The sequence below is a fragment of the Zhihengliuella halotolerans genome, from assembly GCF_004217565.1.
Lineage (GTDB): Bacteria > Actinomycetota > Actinomycetes > Actinomycetales > Micrococcaceae > Zhihengliuella > Zhihengliuella halotolerans.
The window spans coordinates 794,288-810,866 of record NZ_SHLA01000001.1 but is presented as its reverse complement, the minus strand read 5'-3'; the positions used below and the strand labels follow the sequence as shown (position 1 = coordinate 810,866).

Here is a 16,579-nt window from a genome sequence, read left to right as displayed (position 1 = left end):
CTACCGCCAAGTCTATCGGTTCACGTGCCCCACGCCTCAGGGGCGGACCCGGGCGAAATGCCCGACCGTCTCCAGGTGGTGCGTATTCGGGTACAAATCGAAGACCCGGGCCGCTACCAGCTCGTACCCGCGGCGGCGCAGATCCGCGGTATCCCGGGCGAAGGAGGCCGGATCGCACGACACGTAGGCGATCTTCGCCGGCTTCGCCGCCGCGATCAACTCCACGGCGCGCTTGCCCGCTCCCGCGCGTGGCGGATCGAGCACGACGGCGTCAAGCTCGCGGGTGCCCCTCCCCCCGGAGAGCCGCTGAAGTTGGTCGCGTAACGTGCGCTCCACACGCCCCTGGGCGATCAGCGCCTGACGGTACTCGTGCAGATTCCGCCTCGCGTCCTTGCTTGTTCCGGGCGCGCCTTCGATCGAAAGCACCCGTCCGCCGGCGCCGACCCGCTCGGCCAACGGCAGGGTGAAGAGGCCCGCCCCGGCGTAGAGGTCGGCCACGGCCTGGCCGGGCTCTGGCGCCACGATCCCCAGTACGGCCTCCGTCAGTGTCGCCGGCGCGGCGCGGTGGATCTGCCAGAATCCCTCCCCCGTCACGCGGTAGTCGTGGGTGTCGCCGGAAGCGAGCTCGACGGATTCCGAGAGCCAGGTCCGCCCGGAGATGCGCTGAAGCGCGCCACGGCCGTCGGCGGCGGAACCACCGGATTGCGTCAAGACGGCCACCGATGCGCTCAACGGCAGCTGCGCCATGACGGCGCGCGCCGCGCGCCGGACGCCGGCCGCGTCGTTCTGCCCTTCGACAGGCACGAGCAGCACGAGCGCCTCGTCGCCGCCGGCCGGAGCGGCGATTTCGACGCGAGCGAACCCCGAGAAGTCGACGTCCCACGGGCTCAGCCGCTGGATCTCACGGCTCGCCAGCGGCATCGACGTGACGGCGACGAGCTCGTCGCTGCGATGCGGATGCATGGACAGGCGCCCGCCGGCATCCACGGCGAAAGCCATCCGGGTCCGCCAGAAGCGCCCGAGCTCGTCTTCGCGGGCGACGGCCTCGACGCCAGCGAAACCGAGGGCCGCCGCGTCGATCCCGGCGCCACGCTCGAGGTGCTCGGCGAAGACCTCAGCTTTGAGCCGGCGCTGGGCATCGAGCCTGATGTGTCCGAACTCGGCGCCGCCGGCGACGTGAATCGACGCACGCGCGGCGACGAGCGCGTCGGCCTGATCCCAGACGTGGTCCTGCCGATCGGAACTGGCGTCGAGCACATCGACGACGTCAGCGCGCCAGAAGCGGGCGCCGTCGTCGTGCTCGGTCAACCTGGCGCGCACCCGCTCGCCGGGCAGTCCGTGCCGGACGAAGACGACGCGACCCTCGTGGCGGGAGACGAAGTGGCCGCCGTGGGCGACCGGGCCGATCGTGAGTTCGACGTGCGGCGCGGACTCGGGTGCGGCGGGTTGGGTCACTGGGGGTCCTTGCTGTGGTCTGCGGGGCGCGGGGAATTCGGGCCGTCGTCGAAGATCGCGCGGCCGTGGGTTTCGGAGGAGAGCTGCCACGGTACGGACGCGACGACGACGCCCGGCTCGAAGTGCAGGCGGGCCTTGATGCGCAGGGCGGTCTGGTTGTGCACCAACTGCTCCCACCAGCGCCCGACAACGTACTCGGGAACGTAGACGACGACGAGGTCGCGCGGGGCGTCGCGCTTGATGCCCTTGATGTAGTCCAGCAACGGCGGGGCAACCTCGCGGTAGGGCGAGGCGAGCACCGTCAGCGGGACGGGGATGCCCAGGGCCTCCCACTTCTCGACGGTCCGCCGGGTCCTCTCCTCCTCGATGTCGACGACGATCGCGTCGAGCTTCGAGGGGCGGGACGCCCGGGCGAAGGCGAGCGCCCGCAGCACGGGTTTACGCACCGAAGAGACCAGGATGATCGCGTGCACGCGAGCCGGCAGCGCCTTCGCCTCCGCGTCCGGATCGATGGCCAGCTCGCGGTCGACGGCTTCGTAGTGGCGGTGCAGGGAGAACATGATCAGGTACAGCAGGACGATCGCGACGACAGCCAGCCACGCTCCGTGAACAAACTTGGTGATCAGCACGACGGCGAGCACCGCTGCGGAGAGCACGAATCCGACGAGGTTCAGCAGCCGGGAACGGCCGATCTTGGCACGAGCCGAGCGGCTGGGCGTCTGCACGTACTTCCGCTTCCAGTGCGTGAGCATCCCGAGCTGACTGAGCGTGAATGCCACGAAGACGCCGATCACGTACATCTGAATCAGGCCGGGAAGATGGGCATCGAAGATCAGCACGAGCGCGATGGCCGCAACCGCGAGCGCGACGATGCCGTTGCTGTATCCGAGCCGGTCGCCGCGCGTGCGCAGCTGGCGCGGCAGGTAGCCGTCGATGGCGAGCAGCGATGCGAGGAACGGGAAGGACTTGAACGCTGACGCGCCGGCCGTCCATAGCACCCAGATCGTCAGGACCAGAATGGCGACGAAGCCGAACGTTCCCGCGCCGAAGACCGCCATGGCGAGCTGGCCGAGGACGGGGATCTGGAAGTAGGACTCCGGGATCGGTCCGCCGTCGAGCCGCAGTGACTCGTGCGGGAACTCGACCAGCCGCACACCCGTGGCCTCGGCGAGGAAGAGCGTGCCGAGGGTGAGTACGGCGGCCACGATGCCGAGCCAGACGAGGACTGCCGCCGCATTTCTGGCACGCGGCGGTGCCATATCAGGCACGCTGCTCGACGGCGCCTCGATGCCGGTGAGGGCGGCCGAACCCGTCGAGAAGGCGCGCAGAATCAGGAGGGCACCGAAGAAGCCGGTCAGGCCCTCCTCGAATCCGGCCTGCGGGGCGATCGTGAATTCAGCGCTCGGCGCCTGCCCGAGCTGGCCCAGCGCCGCGAGGATCGAACCGACGACGAGCATCACGAGGACGCCGGCCACGAAAAGGTAGGTCGGCACGATCTGCGCCCAGCGCGACCGTCCCAGGCCGCGCAGGCTTGCGAACGCCAGCAGGGCCACGCCCCATGCCGCGATCTCGGCCCGGCTTCCCTGCAACTGCGGCAGGGCGGCGACGAGATAGTGGGCCGCCGCCGACATGGACACGGCGACCGTCAGGACGAAGTCGATCAGGAGCGCCGCCCCCGTCGTCGTACCTGCCCGCGGCCCCAGATTCCTGCTGGCGATGATGTAGTCACCGCCACCGCCCGGGTAGGCCTTAACGGATTGGCGGTAGGAGGCGATGATGACGAACATGACGACCATGACCGCGGCGCCGACGAGCGGCGAGAAATGGATCGCGCTCATGCCCGCGATGGCGAGAGTCAACAGGATCTCGTCGGGCGCGTACGCCACGGAGGACAGCGCGTTCGAGCTCAGCTTGCCGAGGGCGGCGAACCGCCGCAACGGGGTCCGCTTCTGGGTTTCGGTCTCAAAGGGCCGCCCGACCAGGACCCGCTTGAGTGCTTCGAGAAACGTCAACACTTCGTCAAAGTTAGCCTGTTGCCCGCGCTGTGTCATTCCTCGGCGCGCGGGCAGCGGCGCGGGCACACGCCGATCACGCGGCTGCACGTGACACACTAGGGGCTGAATATTCGTGCGGTCCCAGACCGCGAGACGCCTCACCAGCGGAGGAAAGACATGCCGCATTTCGTCATCATGGGCGCAGGCCGCGTCGGCGTGACGCTCGCCCACACCCTCGACGAAGCGGGCCACTCCGTGGCCATCATCGATCAGGACGAGCGGGCCTTCCGCCGGTTGGGGCAGCACTACTCGGGCCGCCGCGTGACTGGCGTCGGTTTCGACCGCGACACCCTCGAACGCGCCGGCATCGAGGAGGCCTACGCTTTCGCTGCGGTTTCCAGCGGCGACAACTCCAACATCGTGGCCACACGCGTCGCTCGCGAGACCTACAACGTTCCCCACGTGGTGGCGCGCATCTATGACCCCGGCCGCGCGGAGATCTACCAGCGGCTCGGCATCCCCACAGTCGCGGCCGTTCGCTGGAGCGCGGACCAGGTCCTGCGGCGGATCCTGCCCGAGACCGGCGTCCAGGGCGACTTCCGGGAGGCCTCGGGTCGCCTCCTGCTCGGCGAGGTGGGCCTGCACCGCGACTGGTACGGCAAACTCTTGACGGAGATTGAGGAGGCGGCACAACTGCGCGTCGCCTACCTGACGCGATTCGGTCAGGGCATCGTCCCCACGCCGAAGACGCGGCTGCAGGAAGGGGACATTCTTCATGCCATGATGCCCGTCGACTCGACAGGGGACATCGACCGCGTGCTCTCCAAACCGCCGGCGGGCAGGCCGGGAACATCGACACGACCGGACAAGACCGATGCCCAGGAGGACGAGCAGTGAAGGTTGCCATCGTTGGCGCGGGAAGTGTCGGGTCCTCTATTGCGCGCGAGCTCATGTCGCACGGCCATACGGTCCTCCTAATCGACGAGAAACCGGAATCCATGGGCCGCAGTGACCTCAGCGACGCGGAGTGGCTCATCGGCGACGCGTGCGAGCTGACGGTCTTGCAGGCCGCCGGACTGGACGACACCGATGTCGTCGTGTCGGCCACGGGTGACGACAAGGTCAACCTCGTCGTCTCGCTGCTGGCGAAGAGCGAGTTCGGTATCGGGCGCACCGTGGGTCGCGTGAACAATCCGAAGAATGACTGGATGTTCAACGACTCATGGGGCGTCGACGTCGCCGTGAACACTCCGCGCCTGATGACGGCACTCGTCGAGGAGGCCGTGGAGATCGGCGACCTCGTGCGCCTGCTGACACTGCGCACCGGCGAGACGTCGATGGTTGAGTTCACGGTCCCGTCGGATTCGCCCATCATCGGCAAGACGCTGGGATCGCTGCACTGGCCGGAGGACTCAGCCGTGGTGGCGTTGCTTCGGGACGAGGTGCCCATCGTGCCGAGTGCGGACGACGTCGTCGAGGCGGGCGACGAGATGTTCTTCATCACGGCGATTGCCGCCGAGGACGAACTGCGGGCGACCCTGCGCGCGACCGACTAGCGTTTCGGTACGTTCGAACACCTCCGCGTTACACGGGGTGCACTTAGGGCCGTTCAGCGAGTTTTTACCAGTATCCACGCGCCGGTTTTCATTCTAAAAAGTACCAAAATCTCTTCCGTTTTTCGAAGCCTTGTACTAGGATTAGTTCATGGAAGCAGCCCTCCTGTTGAACCCGGAAACGTACGCCGGTCTCTCGCCGGCGGACCGGGCGCGCGTCGTGATCGCGGCGCTCGGAGGTGCGGCTGATGAGCTGGCTGCCCAGGGTGATGAGGCGCTGATCGAGGCCACCCGCGCAGCAGAAGCCGCTGGCCGGCATCTGGACGCGCTTCGAATCCGGAATGCCGGCGAGGTCGCGGTACGGTCGGAGAAGTCGTTGGGTGAGGACCGACTCTCGGCCCGGTTGGGGTGCCGAACCGAGGTCGAGTTGCTCCAGCGCCTCACCCGCCTGTCGTACGGGCAGCTCAAACGCCGGATCGCCCTGGACGCTGATACCCGTCCCGCGTTCAGCGTGAGCGGTGCGCTGGTGGAGCCGAAGTTCCCGCACGTGGCCGCCGCCCTGCATCAGGGCCGGGTCGATCCCGAGACCGCGGCCCTGGTGACGGGGATGTTGAACAAGGTCGCCCGGCGTGCCGACCCGGCCATACTCGCCGAGGCGGAGGCTGAACTCGTCGACGCGGCGACCGGCGCCCTCGCGGCCCGGCTGCTCCGGCAGGCCCAGACTGAACAGGACGGCAGCGAGAACACACCTGACAACCCCGCCAACTCAGAGGACCCCCCTAACCCAGACAACCCGGCGGCCGATCCCGCGGGCGCGGTGGTGCCGGAGGAGGGGTTGGCGTTGAGCTACCCGCAGATGGTCAAGCTCGCCCATCAGTGGGGTGCCTGCCTGGACCAGGACGGCCCGGACCCCGCCGAGGAACGAGCCCACGGCAAACGCTCGCTCACGCTCGGTTCTCCCAGGGACGGGCTCGTGCCGTTGACCGGGTGGTTGCTGCCCGAAGTCGCCGCGCACCTGCAGCGCGTCTTCGACGCCCACTCGAACCCCGCCGCCCGCACCACCGGCACCGGCGACGAGACTGCTGGCCCTGACTCGAACACTGGCCGTGCCGAAGCGAACGCGGCCGGCGCGGACCCGAACACTGACGACGCGGCGGGGACCGATTCGAACGCCACCGCAATCACCGGTGCAACGGTGTTAGATACGCGGACGGCGGCGCAGAAACGCCACGACATCCTCATGACCGTGGTCCAGGCCGCGTCGCGGTGCGAAGAGACCCCGCACCTCGGCGGTGACACCGCGACCCTGCTCGTGCATGTGAATGCCGAAGACCTGCAGGACCCGCAGGGCTACGCCCAACTCGAGGGCATCGATGTGCCGGTCTCGTCGCGGGTCGCCCACCGCACCGCGTGCACCGGGGCCGTGCAGAAAGTCGTGTTCGACACCAACGGCCGCATCATCGGCCTCGGCGCGAAGGAACGCACCTTCACGGGGCACCAACGCCGGGCGATCGCGGCCCGAGACGGCGGATGCGTGATCCCGAACTGCACGATCCGGGCCGCCTGGTGCGAAGTCCACCACGTGAGTCCCTGGGCTCGGGGTGGGAAGACCACGATCGAAAACGGGGTCCTCCTCTGCTGGCACCACCACCACAGCCTCGACAAGAACGGCTGGGACATCCAAATGCGAAACGGCATTGTCCATGTCAAAGCACCGCCCTGGCTGGACCCGGGCGGAACCTTCGTACCCGCCGCGACCTCCCACACCCGGCAACGGGCCAGAATCCTCACCGCCCACGCCATCAAGACCACGCCCAACCGAAACGCGCAAAGCGCGCACGGACCCGGTCCTGGCAGTAGCGGGGCCGGCGACAGCGGAAACGGCAGCGGGGGTGGAGGCAGTGGCGGGGACGACCCGCCCGAACCGCCTGACGCACCGATCCGGCGAGCCTTCCCCGAGCCGGACCGGCACCGGAGCGGATGACACGCACAGGACGCACCTCGACGGAAGCCGGGTAGACGACAGCGGCCGTTCCGCACGTCATCACGCACGAAACGACCGCCTCAAATTGTGTCAGGCTACCGGCCCACGAGCTTCTCGCGGGCGGGAAAGCATCCAGGCCAGCCACAGGCCCATCGCATAAAGCGGCACGCCCATGATGAGGCGGGCCGAGCCGAGCGCGGTGAGCGCACCGCCGTCGTCGGCCGAGGCATAGTACAGCGGAAGCTGGACGGCGAGACGGGCAGTAAACACCGCGACGATGATCCAGGTGGCAATCGAATACGCGCGAACGCGCGCCGGGGCTTGACGCCAGTCGAGTCCTTCGCCGCGGATGAAACCGAAAACGACCCCCATCAAGGGCCACTTCACGAAGATCGAGATGATGAGGGCGGCGCCGTAGCCGACGTTGGTGAGAAACCCGGGCACGTAGAAGTCGCGCGCCGCCCCCGTCGTGCGGGCGAACAAGGCGCAGATCACGACTCCCGCGAGCCCGGCGAGGGCCTGCGTCAGCGACTGACGCTGGATGAGCCGGATGATCGTCAGAACGGCGGCGATGCCGAGCGCGCCGATCAGCGCGACGTCCAACTGCTGGGTGACGGTGAAGACGACGATGAAAATCAGACCCGGGCCAATTGCCTCCACGAGGCCACGCAGGCCACCGATGGTTGCGAGGACATCGACCTGTCCGTCGCCCCGGCGCTGGACCCCGGACCGAGCTGCAACCTGTCGAGCCAGCTGCTCTGGGGTGGGCTGCTCAGGAGTTTCTCCCGTGCCGCCCTGGGCGTCTCCGGGTCCCTTGACCGCGCTCATTTCGTCGCCTTTCCATCGAGGTGGCTTTTGACCTGGCGCTTGATCGTCGGGTTGTCCTGCAGTTCCCTCTTCGAAGCCAAGATCTCATAGTTGGGGTCGTACATGGTCGTGATGCCCTTCTCCTGAGATATGGCGCCGACGACACGCAGCCAGACGCCCTGCTCGACCCCGGGAACCGTGCGCTGTCCGTGCCAGACGACCATCATCCGCACCGCTGGTGCACGGCGACCGCCGGGACCAGCCGGGCCGTCGACGATGCTCGCGGAGAATTCCGGCGCCTGGTTGGCCGCCGGGTAGCGGACGTACTCGATGAAACCACCAGTCGTGACACGCCCACGCGACGGGAGGTCTTCGATCCGAAGGCACTGGCGGACGCCCTCCAGCTGCTGGGCCGCGCCAGTCGTCACGTCGGAAATCATGGGTTGTTCGCCCACTACGATCTCAGCCGATCTCGGTAGTCTCAGGGCCGCGCTGTGGAGCCTTCAGCCCTTGCTCAGTGCCGTCAGCCTCGGGGTCCTCGTTCGTGCGCGGTACCGCGCCCTCGGGAACCTTGAGCGGCAGTAGTTCCGACGGCGGCATGGGCGAGTCTCCCCGGACGACGATGGCCCGCGCCATACGTTCTTCGAGCACCTGCGCCTTCGCGCGGTCGAGGGCGGCCGGGCCGCCGATGACGCCGCGAAGGAACCAGCGAGGGCCGTCGTAACCCAGGAAACGAGCGACCATGAACCCCTCCGTGCCGTCCGGACGCTTGGCCGGTACACGGGCGACGAGTTCCTCGCCGAAACGGCCGTTGACCTTATCGGTCTTGCCGCCCTGCTTGTCGATACTGGTACCGATCTGCTCCTGAATGCGCGGCCACAAGCCCTCGGACTTTGGCGCGGCGAAGACCTGAAGCTGCAGGCGAGATCCATCCAGCTCGAGGGCGACAGCGATGACGCGCTTGGTCTTATCCTCGACCTCGAGGCGCATCTGCATGCCCTCGACGGGCTCGATCAGCAGCGACCCCAGGTCCAAGTACCCGTCTCGATCCGAATGCTCGTCACCGTCGAAGGGTCCCGCCGCCGGTCGCGCAGGATCGGTAGCCTGCGACTCGTCCGTGCCCTGGTCCTCGGCCGTGTCGGCCACGCGCTTCTTGCGCTTGAAAATCATGCTGCTCCTCGTGCCAGTCTCCCGGCCATCTTATGTCGCCAGCCTGACCGCCGGCCGTGCCCGCGGCGCCGTCTGGACAGTGTTCAGCCGCGGTGCGCGGCGGCCGCCGGAGCGAATCCGCCGGTCGACCCGAAGCCGCCGGCGCCGCGTACCGAATCCGGCAGCTCGTCCACGGGCACGAAGCGTGCCGTCTCGACCTTCTGAATGACCATCTGCGCGATACGATCGCCGCGCTTGAGCTCGATCGGGGTATTCGCGTCCGTGTTCAGCAGCGTCACCGCGATCTCTCCGCGGTAACCGGCATCGACGGTACCTGGCGCGTTCACGACGGTCAGACCGTGCTTGGTCGCCAAACCCGAACGGGGATGGATCAGCGCCACGTAGCCGAACGGCAGCGCGAGCGAGACACCCGTCGGAACCAGAGCCCGCTCCCCCGGCGCGAGCGCCACATCGACGCGGGCGCGCAAGTCGGCGCCGGCGTCGCCCGGATGGGCGTACGACGGCGGCTCGATGCCCGCATCGAGCATCTTCAGTTCAACTTCAAGGGTGGTGTCGTGTTCGGCCGCCATGCGCCGCTCTGCTCCTGCCTTCGGGTGGTTCGGGACGCACATCACTCTAGTCACTTTCACCGCGCGCGTGAACCTAGACTGGTGCCATGCCTGAAACGACTGATTCGAAGAGCACCGAACCGGCCCGCTCCCCTGGGCCGACCTACCACGAGTACCTCTGGCCCGCGTGGTGGATCTGGATCCTCGTCGCCGGGACGGGCGGGGCCGGCTTCGTCATCTTCCTGCCGATCAGCCTCGGCGCCGGCCTGATCGGCGGTTCGATCGTCGCCGGAGTACTGACGATTATCACGATCAACCACACGCTCACCGGCGGCAAGATCGAGATCACGGACGAGTGGGTGCGGGTCGGGCGCGCCCGGATCGAACGGCGTTACATCGGCGAGGCGGCGGCCTTCCGCGGCGACGATGCCCAGGACGCCCGCGGCCCGAAACTCAACGGGACGGCGTTCATGTGCTTCCGCGGCTGGATCGACCCGGTCGTGACACTGGAGATCACCGACCCAGCCGATTCAACGCCCTACTGGATCACGAGCACTCGACGCCCCGAAGAGCTCGTCGCGGCGCTCGAATCCGGGCGATAGCGCCCACCCGCCGGACCGCGAGCGACCGGCAGAATGACGACGGCGGCACACCCCGGGTGGGGTGCGCCGCCGTCGTCATTTCTCACCGTGCGCGTCGAGGGACGTTCTAGCCCTCGCAATCCTTGCAGTAGAAGAGGCCGCCCTTCTCCTTGGCCACCTGGGAACGGTGGCGCACGAGGAAGCACGAGGCGCACGTGAACTCGTCGGACTGGGCGGGCAGGACCCGCACCAGGAGCTCCTCGCCGGAGAGGTCGGCTCCCGGGAGCTCGTAGCTGTCAGCGGTCTCCGCCTCATCCTCGTCGACGACGGAAGACTGCTTATCGGAACGCCGGCCCTTCAGCTCCTCGATCGAATCCTCGTTGAGCTCGTCGTCGTTCTTCCGCGGCGCATCGTAGTCGGTCGCCATATTCTTTCAATCACGCTCCGGTGTTAGCTGCTGTACTTTGTACTTTTCTGCTCGCAGGTGACCCTGGAGCAGCTGACACTGTGGCTTCGAGTGCCCGTGACGCACAGATTGTTCACCATCAGGGCTGAAAAAGCCAATCATTTCTTCCACCGATACCACAACCCCCGCCGGGGACCCTTCTATTCCCGCCCCTCAGCCCGCGCCACACCGCCCAAAATCACCCGAAACCACCCGCCGCAATGGCAGAGTTTGAGGAAGCAGTCAACGGCGTGTGGAGGACTTGGAATGCAGCAACTCCGGCTTGTGGGTGTCCACGAGGATGGTGAGCACCTTTTGGTGGCGTCCGACGAGGGCGTGACCTACCAATTGCCCCTCGACGAGGCTTTGCGCACCGCCGTCGTCCGATCGAACAACCGCGCGGCCGCCGGGCGATCGGCGGAGACGGGCGAACAACCGCAGCCGTTGTCCCCTCGCGAGATCCAGGCCCGGATCCGGTCCGGTGCCTCGGCCGAGGCCCTCGCGGAGGAGACTGGCCTGCCCTTGGACGGCATCATGCGCTATGCCGGCCCCGTCTACGCCGAACGCGAATTCGTCGCACAGCAGGCCCGTAACATCGAGGTCTCCGGTCCACAGGGGCACGACGCCTACCGCTCGGCTTTCGGTGACGAACCGGCCAACCTCGGCGACATGGTCGGCGTGCGGCTCGCCGGGTTCGGAGTCCCCGCTGAGAGCGTCGAGTGGGACGCGGCCCGCCGCTCGGATGGCGCATGGGATGTCACCGCCACCTTCACCTCACCCGACGATGCCAAGCACGCCTCCATCGGCGAGGAACCGCCGGCCCGTTGGATCTTCCACCCCGCCCGCAAGCTGCTCCAGAACACCAATCGCTGGTCTCAGGTCCTGTCGGAGCTGGAACCGTTGGACTCGCCGCTGACGGCACGCCGTCTGACCGCGGTGAAGGACCGGCCGTTCGATGTGGAGGCCGATGCCGAGCAGGCACCGCCCTCCGCATCGTCGGCCCCCGGCATCGAGACCGACGAGTCCCGCGCCCAGGACGAGTTCCTTGAGATTCTCCGCGCCCGCCGCGGGCAGCGCCTCGGTGAGGACGAGGACGGCGACGACATGCTCGCGACGATGCTCACCCAGGGCATCCCGGCCGCGCACCCGCGGGACGAGGACTTCGCGGATGACGACGAGGCCCGCCGTTTGGGCTTCGCCGACGAGGATGAGCACGACAACGTCCCGCGCCTGCACGACGGGGTCAGCACCGACACGACCGAGGTCACGCTCGTACCGAACCTCCGCGCCTTGCGTTTCGCCGACCGCGTCGCCTCCGAAGAGTCCGAGTCCGCACGCGACGGGGCCGACCAGAACGGGGACGACCCGGAGCCCAAGCGCCAGAAGCCGAAGCGCTCCTCGGTACCCAGCTGGGACGAGATCGTCTTCGGGAAGAAGACGGACTAGCCCCTCGGCGTCGCAAGCGTCAGCAGCGGCACCTCGCGCTCAGCGCGCGTGAGCGAGCCGTGCTGGCCCACCATGTCGAAGGCGTGCGGGGCGACCCGGCGCCCGTCGTAGAGCGCCAGCTCGTGCTCACGCGCCAACACCAGAACGTCGCCGATCCGGGCGGCGACGCCGTCGCGCAGTTCTGAACCGAAGTAGCCGCCCGCGACGGCTTCGTCGCGCGTGAGCACCCAGACCTTGGCGCCGAAGTGCGCACGCCAAGCATCCGCGACACGGTCCGCCCGCGCCGGGTCCGCCACGTGCAGCTGCACGGCTCGCGGCTCCCCCGCCGTGAGCTCGACCCCGGCCACCAGATCCGCGTGCAGCGAGTAGTCGATGCGCTGTTTCACCGGGACGTCGACCATCCCGTGGTCGGCTGTGAGCAGGACAAGAGTCGACGCCGGCAGGCGCTTGGTCAGCGTCCGCAGAGCAAAGTCCAGCTCCTCGAGCTGCTCGCCCCACTTCAGAGACCCGGCCCCGTGGCGGTGGCCCGTCTTGTCGAGCTCGTTGAAGTACAGGTAGACGAGCGACCGCTCATGCTTCGCGAGGGACTCGGAGGCCGCACGCACACGCGCCTGAACCGAGCGGGCGCCCACGAAATCCCCCCCGCGCAGGGCCGCACGGGTCAACTGCGAGGACGCGAACTCGGGCAGGCTCACCGTCGTGACGCCGACCACCTCGGCGGCGCGCTCGAGCACCGTCGGATGCGGCTGCCACTGGACCGGGTCGAGCCAGCCGGGCCAGTTTCCGAGCTGGTTGACCACGTGCCCGGTGCCGGGGTCGACGACGTCGTACCCGACGATGCCGTGCTCTGCCGGCGTCGCACCGGTGGCGAAGCTCGCGAGCGACGCGGCCGTTGTCGTCGGGAAAGACACGTCCAACGTCCGGTTCGATTCCAGCGCGCGACGCAGGAACGGGGCGTGCCCACCGCGAGCCTTCAACAGGGACAGGCCGAGCCCGTCGACCATGACGACGCAGACGCGCCGGGCAGCCGGCAGACCCAGGGTGTTCTCGTAGCCCGGGACGCCCAGCACGGCGGCGGAGCTGGGCAGGACATGGCGCAGGTGCGCACCGTCGTAGCGGGGAACCGCGGGCAGCTCGGAGGACGACATCCGGCGGCTAGGCCCGACGTCCGAGTGCGGCAGCGGTGTTGATCTTGCGCAGGGCGCGGGCGAATCGGCGGGCGTCTTCGACGGCCGTGGGCCCGTCGGCCTCCGCGCTGATCCGCAGGACGAGGTCCTCGCGGGCGACCGTGCCCGTGTAGCCGTGGTCGGCGTCGCACTGCGCGTCCGAGCAGCCGGCCGGCATCAAATCGAGGCGCTGGCCCCCGGACCAGGCGATGGCCAAGGTCATCTCGCGTACCGGATCTCCGGACTTGTAGTCCTGTGGCTGGTGGTAGACCGAGCTGAGCAGGACCGACCCGATGCGCGCGACCGGGACCGTCTCGGTGGAGGCCTGGGCCGCGACGTGGTCGCCCTTGTCGTCGAGCTGCTGGTCGTCGACGTGGACGATCACGAGGACGTCGTGAGTGAGCACGAGAGCGGTGATGTGACGGTGCACCTCGTCGCGGTCGAAGTGGGTTTCGAGATGGATGAAATGATCCACAGGCACATCCGAGTCGAGGGCGTCCACGACGACGTCTTCGACCAGCTGGGGGTAGAAACCGGCCCGGCTGAGGCTGTGGCGCAGGGCGGGTAGCGCGTCTAGTGCATCCGATGGGTTCTGGGGTCGCGAGAACATAGGTTCCAGTCTATCGACGCCGCGCGATTCCGAAGTATCAGGGCGTCGGCGGCCGGTCGGATGACGCGGGACGGTACTCAGTATTTCGACATCGCCCGCCGAGCGCTGTCCGTGCGCTCGGCCGGATTGCCGATCCGCACGTCGGCTGACAGGACCGTCACGCCGCGGGCGGACACCAGGACGGGGTTGAGCTCGAGCAGCGCGACCTCAGGATGCTGGTCCTTGAGCGTCGCGACTCGGTTGAGCACGTCCTCGAGCGCGGCGACATCGACCGCGGGCAGCCCTTGGTATCCGAACAGTTTCCGCGCCGCCCGCGGGCGGCGGATGAATTCCGCGAGGTCCGTGCTGCTCAACGGCGGGATGACGTGGGCCCAGTCGTCCAGCAGGTTCACGGCGTCCCCGGCCAGGCCGTAGGAGACGAGCGGGCCGAGCAGCGGATCTTCGAGGGCCCGGACCACGCAGCCCTGCCCCGATTCGGCCATGGCCTGCAGCTCGAGCCCGACGACCCCGAAGGGCTCGAGGATGCTGCGCATGTGCCGGATGTTCCCGCGTAGGCTCTCCTCGTCGTAGATGTTCAAGCGGACCCCGCCGAGATCGAGCCGGTGCCGCAGGTGCTCGTCGGTCGTTTTCAGTGCGACCGGGTACCCGACGCGTCCGGCGGCGGCTGCGGCCTCATCCTCGGTGTCGAACGGCGCGGACTCCAGCACGGAGATGCCGTAGCAGCCGAGCAGCTCGGCGACCTGCCCTCGGTCCAGGCGGAGCAACTCCGCGTCGGCCACGCGGCCCAGATAGCCGGCGAGCAGCGACTCGGCCCGGTCGACGTCGGCGTCGGGAACCTCGACCGGCTCGCCGAAGTCGCGCTCCCGCCACTTCACGTAGGCCGCGATCCGCCCCAGCGCGGCCGCAGCCTGCCCCGGGCTGGCGAAATAGGGGATGGCTGGCTGGAGGGCGGCGACGTCCGCGTCCTGGGCGGACGCGACGGCGGGCCCCTCCCCCTCTTCAAGGACACCCTCCGCGGGGAACGCCGGGTCGAGTTGGCCGGCGAACGCGACGACGACGGGTTTGCCAGCGGCCCGACCGGCGTCGTAGGCGGCGCGGGCCAATGTCTCGACGGCGATTCCGCGCACGGGAAGCAGCACGAGGAGCCCAGCGTCGACGTCGGCCGGTTCGAGCGCCTCGGCGAGCGCCCGGTTCAGGCGCGGCAGGGCGCGCGACTGGCCGTCGTCGAGTTGCAGTGAACCGTTCGTATGCGTCGGTTCGAGGCCGTGCTGGCCAGCGGCGTCCGCGACGTTGTCGACGAGTGACTCGGAGTTCGCCACGACGGCGACCCGGCCGCCTTCCGGCAACGGCTGGCTCGCGACGATCTGCGCGATATCCATCAGTTGCTCGCTGGTCTGGACCCGGATGACGCCGGACTGGCGCAGCATCTCGTCGACCGCGCCGAGCGGGGCCTGCGTGGTGCGCACGGCGTGTCCCGGGGGCAGCCGCACCCCCATGTAGTCGCTCTTGGCGACGATGACGGGTTTGGAGCGCGAGAGCCGGCGGGCGATGCGGGAGAACTTACGCGGGTTGCCGAAACTCTCCAGATACAGTCCGACGGCGGAGGTCGACTCGTCGTCCTCCCAGAATTGCATCGCATCGTTGCCGGAGACGTCCGCCCGGTTTCCCGCTGAGACGACGTTCGAGACGCCCACGCCGCGGCGGCTGGCCGTGGTGAACAGGATGACGCCCATCGCGGCCGACTGGCTGAAGAGCCCGAGAGTGCCTGCCTTCGGCATGCCCGGGGCCACCGAGGCGTTCAGCCTGACACCTGAGGCAGTGTTGATGAGACCCAGGGACGCCGGCCCCACGAGACGCATGCCGTTGCTGCGGGCGACGCGGACGAGTTCGCGCTGCTGCGCGGCCGAGTCCTCACCGGCAGCGTCGAATCCGGCCGTGATGACGACGACGCCGCGGACCCCCTGAGCAGCGCAGTCTGCCACGACCGCTTCCAGCTCCGTGCGCGGCACCGCGATGACGGCCAGATCAACGTCGCCCGGAACGTCTCCGATGCGGGCGTAGGAGACCATGCCGGCGATTTCGAGGGCATCGGGGTTGATGCCGTAGACAGGTCCGTCGAAGCCGCCCTCGATCAGGTTGGTCAGCAGGGTGTGGCCGGGCGATCCCCACTCGCGGCTCGCACCGATGACGGCGACCGAGCGCGGGGCGAGCAGCCCGGCGAGGCTCCGGGCCTCGGCCCGGTGTTCGCGGGCCTCCATGACGGCGCGGGACCGGGCGGTCGGGTCGATGGGGAACTCCAGGGCGACGACGCCGTCGTCGAACCTGCGCCCGACCTCGTAGCCGGCCTCGGCGAACACGGTGAGCATTTTCCGGTTCTCGGGCAGCACCTCGGCGCTGAAACGCTCGATGCCGTTCTCGCGGGCCGCCGCGGCCAGGTGCTCGAGCAGGATCGAGCCGACGCCCTTGCCCTGGGCATTGTCCGCGATATTGAACGCGACCTCCGCCTCGGCGGGGTCGTCGAGGCGGTCGTAGCGACCGACCCCGATGATGGCCCCGCCGCGGACGGTGACGAACGCGACCCGGTCCCGGTGGTCGACGCGGGTGAACCGTGCCAGCTCCTTGGAGGTCAGCTTGGACTTGTACGTGAAAAAGCGCAGGTAGATCGATTTCTCGGACTGCGACGTGTGCAACCGCTGCAGCTCGGCGGCGTCCGTGGGGGCGATCGGGCGCAGGTGTGCCGTCGAACCGTCGCGCAGGACGACATCAGCCTCCCAGTGGGCCGGATATTCGCCGTTTTCGCCTTGCTCCGCCATAGGCTTA

General features: G+C 68.5%; 15 protein-coding genes. 5 read left to right on the top strand and 10 right to left on the bottom strand.

Going from position 1 to position 16,579, the window contains the following annotated elements:
* Window positions 1–36 precede the first annotated feature (36 nt).
* Both EV380_RS03560 and EV380_RS03555 read right to left on the bottom strand, forming a co-directional pair.
* Window positions 37–1,455 carry a class I SAM-dependent RNA methyltransferase gene (locus EV380_RS03560; RefSeq protein ID WP_130449393.1) on the bottom strand — a complete coding sequence of 473 codons (1,419 nt, stop codon included), beginning with the start codon at window positions 1,453–1,455 and terminating at the stop codon, window positions 37–39.
* A complete protein-coding gene (locus EV380_RS03555; protein ID WP_130449391.1) occupies window positions 1,452–3,470 on the bottom strand; it encodes an APC family permease in 2,019 nt (672 codons plus the stop codon). The genes EV380_RS03560 and EV380_RS03555 overlap by 4 nt, the downstream gene beginning before the upstream one ends.
* A gap of 156 nt (window positions 3,471–3,626) precedes the next feature.
* Between EV380_RS03555 and EV380_RS03550 the strand changes: the two genes are divergently transcribed.
* The 3 genes from EV380_RS03550 to EV380_RS03540 all read left to right on the top strand — a co-directional run bounded on the left by EV380_RS03550 (window position 3,627) and on the right by EV380_RS03540 (window position 6,986).
* Window positions 3,627–4,346: a potassium channel family protein gene (locus tag EV380_RS03550; protein WP_102161518.1), complete on the top strand. Its 720-nt coding sequence runs from the start codon at window positions 3,627–3,629 to the stop codon at window positions 4,344–4,346.
* Window positions 4,343–5,005, top strand: coding sequence for a potassium channel family protein (locus EV380_RS03545; protein WP_102161521.1), 663 nt, complete (start codon window positions 4,343–4,345; stop codon window positions 5,003–5,005). Before EV380_RS03550 ends, EV380_RS03545 begins: the two co-directional genes overlap by 4 nt.
* A gap of 148 nt (window positions 5,006–5,153) precedes the next feature.
* Window positions 5,154–6,986, top strand: a complete 1,833-nt coding sequence (locus EV380_RS03540) for an HNH endonuclease signature motif containing protein (protein ID WP_130449389.1) — start codon at window positions 5,154–5,156, stop codon at window positions 6,984–6,986.
* 90 nt (window positions 6,987–7,076) lie between these two features.
* Here the strand turns inward: EV380_RS03540 and EV380_RS03535 are convergent, their stop codons facing one another.
* The 4 genes from EV380_RS03535 to dut all read right to left on the bottom strand — a co-directional run bounded on the left by EV380_RS03535 (window position 7,077) and on the right by dut (window position 9,532).
* Window positions 7,077–7,814: a DUF3159 domain-containing protein gene (locus EV380_RS03535; protein ID WP_130449387.1), complete on the bottom strand. Its 738-nt coding sequence runs from the start codon at window positions 7,812–7,814 to the stop codon at window positions 7,077–7,079.
* The gene (locus EV380_RS03530; protein ID WP_130449385.1) at window positions 7,811–8,221 is read right to left on the bottom strand and encodes a hypothetical protein; all 411 of its coding nucleotides are present in this window, start codon (window positions 8,219–8,221) and stop codon (window positions 7,811–7,813) included. The genes EV380_RS03535 and EV380_RS03530 overlap by 4 nt, the downstream gene beginning before the upstream one ends.
* A gap of 34 nt (window positions 8,222–8,255) precedes the next feature.
* Entirely contained in the window at window positions 8,256–8,963 is a 708-nt protein-coding gene (locus EV380_RS03525; RefSeq protein WP_130449383.1) for a DUF3710 domain-containing protein, read from the bottom strand.
* A gap of 83 nt (window positions 8,964–9,046) precedes the next feature.
* Window positions 9,047–9,532: a dUTP diphosphatase gene (dut, locus tag EV380_RS03520; protein WP_242607489.1), complete on the bottom strand. Its 486-nt coding sequence runs from the start codon at window positions 9,530–9,532 to the stop codon at window positions 9,047–9,049.
* Between the two features lie 86 nt (window positions 9,533–9,618).
* Here dut and EV380_RS03515 point away from each other — a divergent pair, with 86 nt between their 5' ends.
* Entirely contained in the window at window positions 9,619–10,113 is a 495-nt protein-coding gene (locus EV380_RS03515; protein WP_102161542.1) for a DUF3093 domain-containing protein, read from the top strand.
* 106 nt (window positions 10,114–10,219) lie between these two features.
* Here EV380_RS03515 and EV380_RS03510 read toward each other — a convergent pair whose 3' ends face one another.
* Window positions 10,220–10,519 (bottom strand): DUF4193 domain-containing protein, encoded by a 300-nt coding sequence (locus EV380_RS03510; RefSeq protein WP_102161544.1) that lies wholly within the window; start codon window positions 10,517–10,519, stop codon window positions 10,220–10,222.
* Between the two features lie 285 nt (window positions 10,520–10,804).
* On the opposite strand from EV380_RS03510, the gene sepH reads away from it, so the two are divergent.
* Window positions 10,805–11,983, top strand: a complete 1,179-nt coding sequence (gene sepH / locus EV380_RS03505; protein WP_130449381.1) for a septation protein SepH — start codon at window positions 10,805–10,807, stop codon at window positions 11,981–11,983.
* On the opposite strand, the gene EV380_RS03500 is transcribed toward sepH, so the two are convergent.
* The 3 genes from EV380_RS03500 to EV380_RS03490 all read right to left on the bottom strand — a co-directional run bounded on the left by EV380_RS03500 (window position 11,980) and on the right by EV380_RS03490 (window position 16,572).
* Window positions 11,980–13,131, bottom strand: coding sequence for an alkaline phosphatase family protein (locus EV380_RS03500; RefSeq protein ID WP_130449379.1), 1,152 nt, complete (start codon window positions 13,129–13,131; stop codon window positions 11,980–11,982). The genes sepH and EV380_RS03500 overlap by 4 nt on opposite strands.
* 7 nt (window positions 13,132–13,138) lie before the next feature.
* On the bottom strand, window positions 13,139–13,759 hold the full coding sequence (locus tag EV380_RS03495; RefSeq protein WP_207219297.1) for a DUF5998 family protein: 621 nt from the start codon (window positions 13,757–13,759) through the stop codon (window positions 13,139–13,141).
* A 77-nt stretch (window positions 13,760–13,836) separates the two neighbouring features.
* Window positions 13,837–16,572: a bifunctional acetate--CoA ligase family protein/GNAT family N-acetyltransferase gene (locus EV380_RS03490; protein ID WP_130449377.1), complete on the bottom strand. Its 2,736-nt coding sequence runs from the start codon at window positions 16,570–16,572 to the stop codon at window positions 13,837–13,839.
* Window positions 16,573–16,579: the final 7 nt, after the last annotated feature.

What these genes read in the sequence shown, in the direction of transcription:
- EV380_RS03525 (WP_130449383.1), bottom strand. Translation starts at nt 8,963, where the DNA reads ATGATTTTCAAGCGCAAGAAGCGCGTGGCCGACACGGCCGAGGACCAG.
- EV380_RS03500 (WP_130449379.1), bottom strand. Translation starts at nt 13,131, where the DNA reads ATGTCGTCCTCCGAGCTGCCCGCGGTTCCCCGCTACGACGGTGCGCAC.
- dut (WP_242607489.1), bottom strand. Translation starts at nt 9,532, where the DNA reads ATGGCGGCCGAACACGACACCACCCTTGAAGTTGAACTGAAGATGCTC.
- EV380_RS03550 (WP_102161518.1), top strand. Translation starts at nt 3,627, where the DNA reads ATGCCGCATTTCGTCATCATGGGCGCAGGCCGCGTCGGCGTGACGCTC.
- EV380_RS03515 (WP_102161542.1), top strand. Translation starts at nt 9,619, where the DNA reads ATGCCTGAAACGACTGATTCGAAGAGCACCGAACCGGCCCGCTCCCCT.
- sepH (WP_130449381.1), top strand. Translation starts at nt 10,805, where the DNA reads ATGCAGCAACTCCGGCTTGTGGGTGTCCACGAGGATGGTGAGCACCTT.
- EV380_RS03490 (WP_130449377.1), bottom strand. Translation starts at nt 16,572, where the DNA reads ATGGCGGAGCAAGGCGAAAACGGCGAATATCCGGCCCACTGGGAGGCT.
- EV380_RS03495 (WP_207219297.1), bottom strand. Translation starts at nt 13,759, where the DNA reads ATGTTCTCGCGACCCCAGAACCCATCGGATGCACTAGACGCGCTACCC.
- EV380_RS03510 (WP_102161544.1), bottom strand. Translation starts at nt 10,519, where the DNA reads ATGGCGACCGACTACGATGCGCCGCGGAAGAACGACGACGAGCTCAAC.
- EV380_RS03540 (WP_130449389.1), top strand. Translation starts at nt 5,154, where the DNA reads ATGGAAGCAGCCCTCCTGTTGAACCCGGAAACGTACGCCGGTCTCTCG.
- EV380_RS03535 (WP_130449387.1), bottom strand. Translation starts at nt 7,814, where the DNA reads ATGAGCGCGGTCAAGGGACCCGGAGACGCCCAGGGCGGCACGGGAGAA.